This window comes from Gardnerella sp. DNF01199S (assembly GCF_049244155.1).
Lineage (GTDB): Bacteria > Actinomycetota > Actinomycetes > Actinomycetales > Bifidobacteriaceae > Bifidobacterium > Bifidobacterium piotii.
Genome location: NZ_CP058380.1, coordinates 1,430,221 through 1,443,754, shown reverse-complemented (window position 1 = coordinate 1,443,754; position 13,534 = coordinate 1,430,221). Strand labels below are relative to the sequence as shown.

The following is a 13,534-nucleotide window of genomic DNA, read 5'->3' as shown; positions in this document are numbered from 1 at the left end:
ACTACAAGAAATGCACAAAATATTGAACAAAAGTCATCATAAGCAATAAAGCACGGAAAACAACTCCGCTTTTTGTAGCTCTAAATGGCGTGTCTAACAACAAAAAGCGGAAATAGTTGACGCATTGTTCAGCTCGAAGTAGTCGATTCCTCGCGTATGTTGTAATGTCTGGCGTAGTGATATACTTGTGTAGTTGTGCGTTCAGGCATGCTTATTTGTTTATGCGATTTAGCGTCGGTTAGTCGCGTTTGGATTTGCATGGATGAGCGACGCAAGACTTGCAAGTCAAAGAAAATAGGAGTCCATTATGGCAGCTCGTTGCGCATTATGTGGCAAGGGACCGCAGACCGGTTTCAGTGTTTCACATTCGCACATTCGCAATAAGCGCACCTTCCGCCCGAACCTTCAGCCAGTTCGCACCACCATTGATGGCGAAAATGTTCGCCTTCGTGTGTGCGTAAAATGCATTAAGGCAGGCAAGGTTCAGCGTGTTGAAGCGTGAATCGCGTGTTAAATGTAAGGCCCTGAGCAGTGCTCGGGGCTTTTTCTATTTCCCTATTTTTCGCTTAAATCGTAGCGCAACGATTATAATCGAAGTATGGCAGCACGCATAACACTAAACACAGCAATATCGTCAATCGTAAGCAACAAGCGCCGCGTGTCTGCCTTAAAATCGCTAGGTGTAGTCACAGTAAAAGACGCGCTAACGTACTACCCGTTTAGAGTCACAAATCCGCTAAAACGCGCGCATTTAAGCCAAATTTTGCCAGGTCAAGAAGTGGCATTTTGCGCGATTATACAGTCCATAAACATAGTACAAATGAATGCGCGAAGAGGGTACCGCCTAGACGTAAACGTTTCGCAAGATGCCTCGCGCGCTCAAATCGTCTATTTTTCAAAAAGCAAGCAATACGCTCAATGGGTTAGCAGCCGCATGAGCGTTGGTCAAACCGTTGTTGTGGGCGGCACGAGCGGCGCGTTTAATGGCGTTTTGCAATTTACGCATCCGCAAGTTATAAGCGTTTTAGCGGCGCGTAGCGATGATGAAAAGTCGAGCAATGATGAGAAATCTAGCAACGATGAGAGATCCAGCGCGTCTGTCGATTTTGTTGCACAAAGTGTTGAAGAAGCGTTTGAAAAGTTATGCGCTCCTCGTCCGATTTACCACGCAAATTCGCGAATTTCTAGCGACCATATTCACGAGACGATTTTAGGATTATTGCAACTTTTTAAGAGTTGCGATAGTGGCGATTTTGCGCCTGAATCCTTGCCTGAATCCTTGTCTGAATCCCTTCCTGAATCCCTGCCAGACATTCTTCCGCAATCCGTAATCGTAAGTAAAAATCTTATGCACCGTGCGGATGCGTTTGAATCAATCCACAATCCGCAAAACAAAGAGGACTTTGCGCGCGCAATCAACACAATGCGTTTTGAAGAAGCGTTTATATCTCAAATCGCTGTTTTGCAATCGCGCGAGAATTCGCGTCTAGGCTCTGCTTATAAATGCAACAATGGCGATTTAAGGCAGCAGTTTGAAGAAAGTTTGCCATTTGCGTTGACGGAAGGCCAAAAAAACGTTATTAGCGAGATTACGGAAGATATGCAAGGCGCGCAGGGCGAATCGCAAGCAACCGACGAATCGCAAGCAGCCGACGAATCGCCATTAAAACCAATGCGTCGTCTTTTGCAAGGAGAAGTCGGCTCTGGAAAGACGGTTGTTGCAATGAGCGCAATGCTTCAAGCTGTTGGTTCGGGCCATCAAGCTGTTCTTGTTGCGCCAACTCAAGTGCTGGCTCATCAACACGCCGAAAACTTGCGCAAAATGATTGCGCGCGCACATATAAACGTTGAAATTACGCTTGTAACAGGCGGAATGAAGCTGGCGGATCGAAGAAGCGCCCTGGCAAAAGTGGCAAGCGGCGATCCTGCGATTATAGTGGCCACTCATGCCGCATTTTCCGCCAGTTTTAAGCCCACAAACCTTGCGCTGGCTATAATCGACGAGCAACACAGATTTGGCGTTGAGCAGCGCGATTCGCTTATACGAAAAATGAGCAATAATGCGGATGTTCATCTTCTTGTTATGACAGCTACGCCAATCCCTAGATCTGCTGCAATGACTTGGTTTGGCGATTTAGACGCGTCTTATTTAACGGAGCTTCCAGGCGGCCGTAAGCCGATTCGCACGTTTGTTATAAACGAGCTGGACTTTGCAAAAATGGCCGCAATGTTTAGCCACGTTCGTTCCAGAATTGACGCGGGGGAGCGCGCGTACGTTGTTTGTGCGCGAATAGACGATGATGATAATGGCGATGTTGATAATGGCGATAGTGGCGATTCGCATTATGGTGCGGCTGCTGGCGATTTTGGCGCATACGGATCTAATCCACTAAACGATTCGCAAGTTAACACGCAAGCGCAAACCGATATTCAAGTTCACACAGTATCGCAAATTTCAACTCGTCTTAAAAACCTCTCTCAATTTAGTGGCGTCAAATTTGCTGAGCTTACAGGCCGCACAAGTGACGACGAAAAGCGCAAAATTATGAGCGACTTTGAAAGCGGAAAAGTGCAAATCTTGGTTTCTACAACTGTAATCGAAGTTGGTGTAGACGTTGCAAAAGCAAGTTGCATAGTGATTTTTAACGCAGAGCGATTCGGGCTTGCGCAGCTTCATCAACTTAGGGGACGAGTGGGGCGCTCTGGTACGCAATCATGGGCTTTTCTGGTATCTGCAGCTCAAGACAACGAGTTGGCGGCAGCGCGTTTGCAAGTTGTAGAAGAATCGCTAGATGGCTTTGTAATCGCGCAAAAAGACTTGGAGCTTAGAAACGTTGGAGATGTTTTAGGAGACAGTCAGTCTGGCGGAAAATCAAGCTTAAAGCTGCTACGAGTTGTTAAAGACGCGCATATTATTGCAGACGCAAGGCAGTGCGCAACTTCGATTCTTGCAAGCGACCCGACTTTGCAAAATCGCACTCAACTCGCTGGAGCTGTTTTAGACTTTACTCGCGGAAGCAGCACGGCAATTTTGAGCAATTAGAAGAAAATCGAGAAGAAAATCGCACATTTTTTTACAATTTACGTGCGAAAAAGACAATTTTTGAATATTCTAGAGATATAAGGTAAAAACGCGAGAGACGAGGCAAAGATGACTGAACGCGAACAACAAATATTGTCGTGGATTCAGCAGAATCCTATGATTAGTCAGCAAGAGCTTGCAGATTTAGCTGGCATTACGCGATCGGGCGTGGCCGCGCACATTTCTAATCTGATTCGCAAAGGATACCTTAGAGGCAAAGGCTACATTGTTACGCCGCCAAGCTACGTGACTGTAATTGGCGGAATAAGCATGGACGTTTTGGGAATTGCGTGCGGAGACCTTATGGACTACACGTCGAATGCTGCAAAAGTGCGGTATGCGCTTGGCGGAGTTGGGCGAAATATCGCAGTTGCTTTAGAGAGGATGAACACGCGCGCAAGTCTGGTCTCTGTGTACGGAGGCGACCACAATGGCGAGTTGTTCAAAATCGATGCATCCGTAAACGGACTAGATATAGGCTACTCAAAGCAGCTGCCAGACGCAATGACAGCGTCTTACATGTACGTTGGAGACGCTTCGGGGCAAAGGCTTTTGGCACTAGACGATATGAGCATCTACGATTACATGACGCCAGACTTTTTGCGTGAAAGAATATCAATCATAGAAAACGCAGACATTGTTGCGCTCGACACAAACATTTCGCAAAAGTCATTTGAATGGGTGTGCGATAACTACCATAAGCCGATTATGGTGCGCGCAATAACGGATGCAAAAGCTACGAGAATACTTTCGCGCTTAAATTGCATTGATACTCTTGTTTTAGACACTGCAGAATCGCAAGCGCTTACTGGAATTTGCGCTGTAGACGAAAGGTCAGCTGTGCAATGCGCAAAGGCGCTGCTTAAGCGCGGAGTTAAGCGCGTGTTTGTTAATTCTGGGCGAGAAGGCGTTGCGTATGGAATACTTGGGGAAGGCATTGCGTTTTATCCTGTGCCTTTGCGGCGCGTTCAAAGAATGATTGTTTCTAGAGGAAACGGATCCGAAGGTGCTAAGGCTGTTGGCAACGACAACGGTTCTAGCGATACTGCGACTGCTGCTTTGATTTACGCGCGATACAACCACTTTGATAATTCCAAGACGGGGCGATTTGCGGTTGCTGCTGCTGCGCTTAACATGGAGTCTGTTGAAGCGGTGCACGAGGCGATGACGCCAGAGCTTGTTGAGGAGCGTATGCAAAGCATTCATGAGCGCGCTTGAATACTGCCTGGCAAATATAAAAAAGACCGCAGCTAAAAACTGCGGTCTTAGTTTATTCTGCTATTTTCTTGTGATTGATTAGTAAATCACTCGCAATCTTCTGGCTTAGGGATTAAGAACGAGCATGCAAACGCGAGCGCAAGTAGCACGATTCCAGCAATCATCGAAGCAGCGTAGCCAGTGGTGGCTCCAGCGTTCTGCGCAAAATTGGTCATAACAGCGTAAAGAATCGCAAAGCTCAATCCTGCACCAAGGTTAAACGCTCCAGCATTCATACCAGGCAAATATCCAGGATTATCCTTAGGCGAAAGCACAATTCCAAGGCCGTTAAGCATAATGTTTGCAACACCTGCGTAGCTAATTCCAAGCCACAAGGAAAGCACTACGAGTCCCCAAACAGAAGGCATCTCGGAAACATACATTCCAAATACAACGCCAAGAACGCTTACGAGGATTCCAGCGCGCAAAACGAGTCGGTAGCCAAACTTTGCAGCAAGCATGCCAGCAACAGGGCCAAACACAAAGCCAATGATTGCGTATGGCGTAAGAGTTGCAAAGCTCACAACACTTGCGCTCATTGCAGCACCAGACTTAGCATCTTGTGCAAGCTGTGGAACAACGCCATTCATGATTGCAAAAACGCCCGTCATTGTAAGAAGCGTGCAAGAAAGCAAGCCCCAAGTGCGGCGTTGGCTCATATATTTTGTAGAAACAAGCGGAGCGGAGTTTTTGCCCTCTACGTTCCAGAAGATTACAAAGAAAACGATTGCAAGAACTACAAGAACTGCAACAAGCGTCAAGTTGGCGCCAGCAAGCTTGCCGATTTCGTTAATCGCAAGATATGCAGCCAAGAACGCGATGCCAAGCGTTACAACGCCAACCCAATCCATCTTAGGAGTGTCTTGAGCGTGCGATTCTTCAGTCTGGAATATAACCAAAAGAACTGCAATTACGCCGATTACAGCCATAGTCCAAAATACGGATCTAAAGCCAAAGTTGCCTGCGAGCCAGCCGCCTGCAAGTGCGTCCACGCCTGCAATTCCGCCGTTTACAGACGTTAAAATTGCCATCAACTTTGCGTAGCGCTTTTCTTCGCTAACGCGCACGCGCAGCATAATCAAGCACATTGGCACAACAGGACCGCTTGCGCCTTGAAGGATTCGGCCAATCATAAGAACCGTAACATTTGGTGCAATGGCGCTAATAACGCATCCTAAAATGGTTGAAACCAGAATGCCTGTAAGTACTTTTTTGCGACCAACAATGTCTGCCAAGCGAGGTAGGAATAGCGAAAACAGCGCTGCCGCCGTAAAGAACACGGTTTGTGTTAGCGCGATTTGCGTATCCGTTGTTTTAAGCTCGTGCGTCATAGTGGCGAGTGCTGGGGAGAGCATGGATGCGTTTAGCTGGAACGCAAAAATGGCCACTAGAAGTGCGGTCATAAGTGCTACGATTGAGCGCCCGCCCTTGTCTAACATGTGTGGAGCTGGAGATGAAACCTCAGTCATAATAACTCCTATATATTTGTTTGGTTATTAGGGATCTTCTCTTGTTAGGGATTTTCTCTATTATCTTTTATTTATTTGTTTGATGTCTATTGTTTGACTTATTTGGTTTATTTGACTTATTTGGTTTATTTGATTCCATCGATTCGCTTTAGAGCGTCGATAATCAAATCCCAGAACTTGTTAAAGTCAAGCTTAGTGGCCACTTGCGTATGGCATTCGCTGGCTGATGGCTCTGGTCCGCGCAAATCTGCAACCGTCATTCCAAGTGTTAAATCGCCTTTAATTTCAACGTCTAGAGGGCATCTGCGAGTTTGTACAACACTGTGGTCAATCAAGTACGCAACCGTGCAAGGATCATGCACAGGTGGGTCAATAAAATCTTGATTGTTTTGGTATGTTTTGCGGAAGAAGTCCATCAAACCGCTTGCAAACGCAGAAAGAGGTGTGCTGATTGCGTCGATTTTAGCTTGTACTTGCGGCGTGCAAAGTGCTTGGTGCGTTAAATCAAGACCAACCATTGTAATAGGCCAATCTTCATTAAACACAACGTGAGCGGCTTCAGGATCTACCTTAATGTTAAATTCTGCGACCGCGCTCCAATTGCCAACGTGGTAGCCGCCGCCCATAAGCACAACTTCCTTAACGCGGCTAACGATTCGCGGCTCCATTCGTGCAGCCATTGCAATGTTTGTAAGTGGGCCAGTTGGAACAAGCGTAATCGTGCCTGGCTCGCTGTTCATAATCGTGTTGATAATCCAGTTTACTGCGTGGCCTTCGTCTAATGGGCGAGTTGGCTTTGGAAGCGTTACTCCGTCTAGGCCAGTTTCGCCATGAATGGATGCAGCCACTTCTAGCGGGCGAATCATTGGACGATCGCATCCTGCGTGAACTGGAATGTTTGTTGCGTGAGCCATTTCTAGCGTTGCTCGCGCGTTGTACGTAACTTTTTCTAGGCTTTGATTACCGCCGACTGTTGTTACGCCAATCAAATCAATGTTTGGGTTGCCAAGCGCTAGAAGAATTGCCATCGCGTCGTCGTGGCCAGGGTCGCAATCTAAAATGATTGAAGTCATTGCTGCTCCTTAGTGGTTTAGTTATATGTCAGTTGTATTTGGGATTTAGATACTTTATGCTTAGGCTTTTTAGCAAACTTCATTGTTTAGCGTAGTTTGGGATAAATCGCCAGAAACCAGTGCTAAGCAACATTTGTTGATGTTAATAAACAAATGACCAATACAATTTTAACAAGGATAAAATTTGACACAAGTCAAAAAGATGCATAAGGCAAAATAAATTAAAATGATATGCTTAAAATATGCACGTAATTGCAGGAAGATTTAAGGGCACGCCATTATGCGCCGCAAAGTCATGCACAAGACCAACAACAGACCGCACAAAAGAGGCGATTTTTTCTAGACTCGACTCGTGGGGAGTGTGCGGGGGAGCGCGCGTACTCGACTTATTCGCTGGAACCGCGGCGTTGGGTGTAGAGGCGATTTCTAGAGGCGCAAACGAGCTGGTGTGTGTAGAGGCGAACGCGGCTGCGGCGTCACTAATTGCAAAAACCGTTAAAGTGCTAGAAAGTCAAAGCGCGTGGAGCCAGGATTTAAGCGTGCGCGTAAATAAAAAGCGCGTGGAGCAGTTTGTGCAAGACTACAGTGGCGAGGCGTTCGATTTGGTGTTTGTAGATCCGCCGTATGCGTTGGAGACGGCGCAAGTTGAGCTTTTGATTGAAAACATGGTTAAAAACGGCGTTGTAAGCGATGCTGCAGATACGTTGATTGTTCTGGAGCGTAGCGCACGCAGTGTTGCGCCTAAGATTTGTGCAGGGTGGGAGATTTTCGACACGCGAAACTATGGCGAAACTGCCGTAATGTTTATTCAAACCTCGCATTGATGGCTTTGTTTGCGTTTAGAGCGTGACCAAGTGAGGTAGAGATTCAAGATTTTTCTTGTAGTGCGTTTGTATTAAAAAACACCAAAATCAAGTACAATCGCACTACAGTTTTGTTTGTTTGTGTAGTGCGATTGTATGACGACACGCCGTAAACTCGGTACAATCGCACTACATGGCAGGTCCTGTCGTTCGCGCGGTCTAAGCGCGCGAACGTCTTCGCCGCCGTAGAAGCACACCGTGCTTCTACGCTAAGCGGCTCAGCGCGCCAAATTGCCTTCGCGCGCTGAGCTTTGAGCGCTACGGCAGGTTGGCGCGCCTCGGCGAATCGCCAGAAACCTCCCACCCAAGGCTAATCAGCGTTTTTCTATCTTGCCTACTAAGCGACTTGCAATCAAGCTTTTCAATCAAATCTGGTCTAATTTGGCTTGTGCGCTCCAACGCATCGTCTCTGCGGAATCGATCCACTTTAGCGTGGTCGCCCGAAGTAAGAATCGCAGGCACACTAAGGCCGCGCCAAGTTGTTGGACGCGTGTACTGGTGATGCTCAAGAATCGCGTCCGCGCCCGTGTACGACTCTTCCACAATCGACTCAGGGTTACCCATAAAGCCTGGAATCAAGCGCGTAATGGCCTCTACCATAACGCTAACAGCAACTTCGCCTCCATTAAGAACGTAGTCGCCAATCGAGTACTCGCGCACATCCACTCCGCGAGACTTGTAGTATTCTGGGATTCGCGCGTCATAGCCTTCGTAACGGCCGCATCCAAACACAAGTCGCTTTGCGTTTGCTAATTGCGTTGCGTCTTTTTGCGAAAACAGTGGTGCAGAAGGATTTGGGAAGATTAGAATTGTGCCGTTATCAACGCTATTGTTTGCGATGCAGTTATTGTCGTCGCAGACATTGCAGACATCGCAGCCGTCGCCGCTGTTATCTGCGATATTATTGCCACTAAAAAGCAGCTCATCCAGGCACTCCGACCACACCTCTGGCTTCATCACCATTCCAGCGCCGCCCCCAACTGGCGTGTCGTCAATAGATTGATGAACGTCGTGTGTCCATCTTCTAAGATTGTACGCGTTAATTTTAAGCAAGCCATTATCTTGCGCTTTGCCGAGCAAGCTAAGATCAAGCATGCGAAAATATTCAGGGAATACGGAGATTATGTCGATTTGCATTTTTATAAGCCTTAAGCTTAAGTCTTTAGCTAAAGCCCAGGGATTAAGCCGCCTGGAGGGTCTAAAGTTAAATATTCGTCTTTAAGATTTACTTCTGGAACAAGCGCTTGAACAAAAGGAACTAGCGCAATTTTATCATCGCCAACTGGCTCCAAAAGGCGGATTTTAAGCAGCGACTGCGCGCCGTCCACAACGTCTACGACTTTGCCGATTTCGCGAGGAGCAACACCAAGTGAATTATTCTTACAAATGCGCGCGCTAAGGCCTACTAAATCCTTAATATACCAGGCGTTTTCTTGCTCTAACTCTTCCGCGCTTTGAGCCTTAGTGTAAAGCTCCAAGCCGTTTAATGCCTCTGCATCATTACGATTTAGACTCTGTTCAAAAAGCAGAATCCAGCGGTTTTTGAAAGTGCGAGAAGCTTCAATTGTAAACTCGCGCTTGCCGTCTTGAGTGTAAAGCACATTGCCTGGTTCAAAGCGATTATAAGGCTCGTCTGTAAAGATTTGAACCGTAACTTCGCCTTTTAATCCTTGCGCTTTTCCAATACGACAAACCCTCAGTAGGGTGTTTGAACCTTGCTGAGGGTTGTCAAAAAGTTGGTTTTTAGCCACGTTCAATCTCACTTACGTACGTCCATAATGTCTACGCGCACATTGCGACGGCTTAGAGCCTGAACAACAATGCGAATAGCATTAGCGGTACGACCGTTTCTTCCAATAACGCGACCGATGTCTTCTGGATTTACGCGCACGCGCAAAAGTTCGCCGCGAGCGTTTGAATGAGAACGCACGGATACGTCATCTGGAAAATCCACAATGTTCTTAATGAGATGTTCCACAGCTTGAGCCAGCATAATTACTCAGCCTTTTCCTCGGCTTCAGCATCTGCTGCTGGAGCTTCTTCAGTGGCTTCTTCGGCTTCGTTCTTAGCGGCTTCTGCAGCGGCCTGAGCCTTTGCAGCGGCTTCGGACTTAGCAGCCTTAAGCTTCTGAGCTTCGGCTTCTACAGCTTCAACGCGAGCCTGAGCGTCTGGGCCAGCCTCAGAAGTCTTCAAAGTGCCTTCTGCACCTTCAAGACCCTTGAACTTCTGCCAATCGCCGGTAATCTTTAGCAGCTTCAACACTGGTTCGGTTGGCTGTGCGCCAACGCCAAGCCAGTACTGTGCGCGATCAGACTTAATCTGAATCAAAGATGGCTGCTTGTTTGGATCGTAGATGCCGATCTCTTCGATGGACTTGCCGTTGCGCTTGTTGCGCGAATCAGAAATCACAACGCGATAGAAGGCGTAGAACTTCTTGCCCAATCTCTTAAGACGAATCTTGGTTGCCAAAATGGCTCTCCTTATAACTAGAGTCGTAGAATTTCGCTCGGGTGTGGGGCACTCCTTGCGAGTTCCACTGTTCCTCGCGTGGTCGATAAGAGGGCTTCGATTCACGCGAATAACTTTTCTATTATGACTGATTGCGTGGACTATTTGTTTTGCTAATAATGTTGCTCAAACTGGCGTGTTGAGCTACAAACTCGGGCTAAGACGCTGGCGTCTTTTCCTTGCTTGCTATTTGCGCGACTTCATATTTGGTGTGTAGGAGGGCTGGGTGTTTCTGCGTTCGCGCGGATTAGCCGCGCTCACGTCTTCGCCGCGCAGAAGCAGTGCTTCTGCTTTGAGCGGCTCAGCGAATCGAGGTGACTTCTCGCGCATTATGCAGCTCGAAGTCGTCGATTCGCCGCGAAAAATCTCGAATCTCTACCTTACTTAGTGGGGTATTGTATGCAAAGAGCATTGTTATTCGGGCGAATAAGCGGGGAGATAGAGGAGGAGCTAGAGGGGGAGAGAAACGCAAACGATTAGCGCAAAGTGGTCGCTGCCGTCCACGCGAATTGTGCTTTGCTCTGTGGCTTTAGCGCTGCAGCCTGTTGATTTTACTAGCACATGGTCAAGCGCAAGATTTGGCCATTTTTGCCACGTTGGCCAAGTCTTTAGTCGCTTGCCGATTTGCATTGATGCGTCTAAAAAGCCTGATTTTAGTAGCGTTCTAAAGCTTGGGTGGTCTGGGGTGGAGTTTAAGTCTCCGCCGATTATTGTGACTTTTTTGCATCCGCTTTTATTATGATTTTCGCCGATTTTTGCAAGCGCCATTATTCCGCTGCACCAAGCCGCGCATCCGCGCATAGGCGATTTTGGATGCGCTGAGGCGAATGTTATTAGAAGATTTTCCGCGGAAGAATCGCAAGCCTCCGCCGTAACAATTGGCACGTTTGCTGCATCAATCTTAATCGACTTACCAAAAGATTTAACATTGCTTAGTCGCGTATAAATCGCGTTAAAGCCGCCATTTTCGTGGTCGTTTGCGTTGCCTAATTGCACATGCGCAAAATCACGCTTAATGCCAAGTTTTTCAAGGTTTTTTACAAGTTTTTTGCTTACTTCTTGCAAAAGAATCGTATCTATTTTATGCGTTTTTGCGATCTTTATTATTTGACTTGCGTTTGCGTGGCCATATCTGCAATTAAGCGTCATAACGCGGATTTCTAGTGATTTTTCCTGCGATCTTGTCTGCGATTTTTCCTGTTTTATTCGCATCAATCGTTTTGCAAAATAGGGCGAATACGATTTCAAAGAGATTACGAACAACACAATATACGCAACGCACAAAAATACGTAAGATTTATAAAATTCATTTTGCGAGCGCGTTGCAATTGCACTTACAATGCTGGCGATTAGCCCAAACCCTGCGCAAAACGGCGCAATCGGAAGCAGTGCAATAACATAGGGCAGTGGTTTTAGCCCGTCTGCTCCAGCTGGCAGCCACCTAAGCAACTGCCAAGCTAGAAGCAAAACAAGCGCAACAAGTAAAATCGCAAGTAAAATCGAGTAAATCATCTACTGATTATCTGTTATTAGCTTATTTGCCAAAAAGACCTGCGAGTCCGCCGCCCAAGTTTGGCGGCAAATCAGGCATTCCGCCAGCAAAATCACCTTCGCCGCTCATAAGGTTTTGAAGATTTTCTGGCAGATTATTAGGCAAATCCTGCTTCTTCTTCATAAAAGCAGATTCGCCATTCGCGTCATCGCCATTATTCGAATTATTTGCATAAGAATTTCCAGACAAGCGGTCTCTTAGCGCGCGCTCCTCAGCCTCGCGGCGCATAGGATTACCAGACTTTCCGCCCTTCTTCTTGCTCTTTTTGTCTTTACGCTTCGACTTTCCTGCGCCGCCGCCAAACCCAGGCATTCCGCCCATTCCTGGCATTCCTGCGCCGCCGCCATTGCTCATGCGCTTCATCATCTTAGCTGCCTGCTCAAAGCGTTGCAAAAGCGCGTTCACTGCGGAAACCGAAACGCCCGCGCCAGCTGCGATTCGCGCGCGCCTAGAACCATCAATAATCTTTGTGTCTTTGCGCTCCTTAGGCGTCATCGAGCGAATAATCGCCTCTGTGCGGTCTATCTCGCGGTCGTCAAACTGCTCAAGTTCCTGCCTGTGCGCCGCCATTCCAGGCATCATGCCAAGAATTTTCTTCATAGAACCAAGCTTTTTAACCTGCTGAAGCTGATCCAAAAAGTCATCTAGTCCAAAAGTTCCTTCGGAAATCTTAGCCGCCGCTTTTCGAGACTCTTCCTCGTCGAACTGCTTTTGCGCATTCTCAATAAGCGTTAGAATATCGCCCATATCTAGGATTCTGGACGCCATTCTATCTGGATGGAAAATCTCAAAATCCTTCAAACCTTCGCCAGTAGAAGCGAACAAAATCGGCTTGCCTGTAACGCTTGCAACAGATAGCGCAGCGCCGCCTCTCGCATCGCCATCTAACTTAGAAAGCACAACGCCCGTAAAGTCAACGCCCTCGTTAAATGCTTGAGCTGTGCGAACAGCGTCCTGACCAATCATGGCGTCTATAACAAACAGGATTTCTTGCGGATTAACAGCATCGCGAATTTCTCGCGCTTGATGCATAAGAGCATCGTCCACGCCAAGGCGACCAGCGGTATCAATAATAACCGTGTCGTACATTTTTGCGCGCGCGTAGTCAATGGAATCTCGCGCAACTTTAACAGGATCCCCAGTGGCTAAACCAGCCGAAACAACTTCGCCGCCGCCATCACTTTGCACGCCTCGCTCTGGCGCAAAAATCGCCACGCCTGCGCGCTCGGCAACAACCTCAAGCTGCGTAACGGCGTTAGGGCGCTGCAAATCCGCCGCAACAAGTAAAGGCGTATGTCCCGAATCTTTAAGCCAGTAGCCCAATTTTCCTGCAAGCGTTGTTTTACCAGCGCCTTGCAAACCAGCAAGCATGATTACGGTTGGGGGGTATTTTGCAAAATTCAGCGGTCGCTCAACGCCTGCGCCCAAAACGTTTGTAAGCTCGTCGTTTACAATTCGCACAACCTGTTGAGCAGGATTTAGCGCGCTAGAAACCTCTTCGCCTAGTGCGCGCTCGCGGATTTTAGCGGTAAAAGATCGCACAACGTCTAGAGCCACGTCTGCGTCTAAAAGTGCGCGGCGGATTTCGCGAATCGTGCCGTCTATGTCGGAATCGGATAATTTGCCTTTTCTGCGCAAGTGCTTGAATGCGCCAGAAAGTCTTTCTGTTAACGAACTAAATGCTGCCATAATTGCTCTATTCTATCTGCTGTTGTTAACGTTGCGTGATT

General features: G+C 47.5%; 12 protein-coding genes. 4 read left to right on the top strand and 8 right to left on the bottom strand.

The window, feature by feature from the left end:
- The first annotated feature begins 307 nt into the window (after positions 1 to 307).
- The 3 genes from rpmB to HXT45_RS05880 all read left to right on the top strand — a co-directional run bounded on the left by rpmB (position 308) and on the right by HXT45_RS05880 (position 4,300).
- Complete coding sequence (gene rpmB, locus HXT45_RS05890) at positions 308 to 502, top strand: 50S ribosomal protein L28 (protein ID WP_004128912.1); 195 nt, start codon at positions 308 to 310, stop codon at positions 500 to 502.
- Positions 503 to 598: 96 nt separating this feature from the next.
- On the top strand, positions 599 to 3,043 hold the full coding sequence (locus HXT45_RS05885) for an ATP-dependent DNA helicase RecG (RefSeq protein WP_421781642.1): 2,445 nt from the start codon (positions 599 to 601) through the stop codon (positions 3,041 to 3,043).
- 108 nt (positions 3,044 to 3,151) lie between these two features.
- Complete coding sequence (locus tag HXT45_RS05880; protein WP_020757721.1) at positions 3,152 to 4,300, top strand: PfkB family carbohydrate kinase; 1,149 nt, start codon at positions 3,152 to 3,154, stop codon at positions 4,298 to 4,300.
- Positions 4,301 to 4,386: 86 nt separating this feature from the next.
- On the opposite strand, the gene HXT45_RS05875 is transcribed toward HXT45_RS05880, so the two are convergent.
- Complete coding sequence (locus tag HXT45_RS05875; protein ID WP_421781640.1) at positions 4,387 to 5,808, bottom strand: MFS transporter; 1,422 nt, start codon at positions 5,806 to 5,808, stop codon at positions 4,387 to 4,389.
- Positions 5,809 to 5,933: 125 nt separating this feature from the next.
- Positions 5,934 to 6,881, bottom strand: coding sequence for a nucleoside hydrolase (locus HXT45_RS05870; RefSeq protein ID WP_421781638.1), 948 nt, complete (start codon positions 6,879 to 6,881; stop codon positions 5,934 to 5,936).
- Positions 6,882 to 7,123: 242 nt separating this feature from the next.
- Between HXT45_RS05870 and rsmD the strand changes: the two genes are divergently transcribed.
- The gene (gene rsmD / locus HXT45_RS05865; protein ID WP_115761542.1) at positions 7,124 to 7,705 is read left to right on the top strand and encodes a 16S rRNA (guanine(966)-N(2))-methyltransferase RsmD; all 582 of its coding nucleotides are present in this window, start codon (positions 7,124 to 7,126) and stop codon (positions 7,703 to 7,705) included.
- Positions 7,706 to 8,002: 297 nt separating this feature from the next.
- On the opposite strand, the gene trmD is transcribed toward rsmD, so the two are convergent.
- The 6 genes from trmD to ffh all read right to left on the bottom strand — a co-directional run bounded on the left by trmD (position 8,003) and on the right by ffh (position 13,493).
- Positions 8,003 to 8,881, bottom strand: a complete 879-nt coding sequence (gene trmD, locus HXT45_RS05860; protein ID WP_421781636.1) for a tRNA (guanosine(37)-N1)-methyltransferase TrmD — start codon at positions 8,879 to 8,881, stop codon at positions 8,003 to 8,005.
- Between the two features lie 29 nt (positions 8,882 to 8,910).
- A complete protein-coding gene (gene rimM, locus HXT45_RS05855; RefSeq protein WP_421781634.1) occupies positions 8,911 to 9,495 on the bottom strand; it encodes a ribosome maturation factor RimM in 585 nt (194 codons plus the stop codon).
- A gap of 8 nt (positions 9,496 to 9,503) precedes the next feature.
- On the bottom strand, positions 9,504 to 9,737 hold the full coding sequence (locus HXT45_RS05850) for an RNA-binding protein (RefSeq protein ID WP_004131855.1): 234 nt from the start codon (positions 9,735 to 9,737) through the stop codon (positions 9,504 to 9,506).
- A 2-nt stretch (positions 9,738 to 9,739) separates the two neighbouring features.
- Complete coding sequence (rpsP, locus tag HXT45_RS05845) at positions 9,740 to 10,213, bottom strand: 30S ribosomal protein S16 (protein ID WP_116438250.1); 474 nt, start codon at positions 10,211 to 10,213, stop codon at positions 9,740 to 9,742.
- Positions 10,214 to 10,702: 489 nt separating this feature from the next.
- Positions 10,703 to 11,764 (bottom strand): endonuclease/exonuclease/phosphatase family protein, encoded by a 1,062-nt coding sequence (locus HXT45_RS05840; protein WP_421781632.1) that lies wholly within the window; start codon positions 11,762 to 11,764, stop codon positions 10,703 to 10,705.
- Between the two features lie 22 nt (positions 11,765 to 11,786).
- The gene (gene ffh, locus HXT45_RS05835; protein ID WP_004131860.1) at positions 11,787 to 13,493 is read right to left on the bottom strand and encodes a signal recognition particle protein; all 1,707 of its coding nucleotides are present in this window, start codon (positions 13,491 to 13,493) and stop codon (positions 11,787 to 11,789) included.
- Positions 13,494 to 13,534 lie beyond the last annotated feature (41 nt).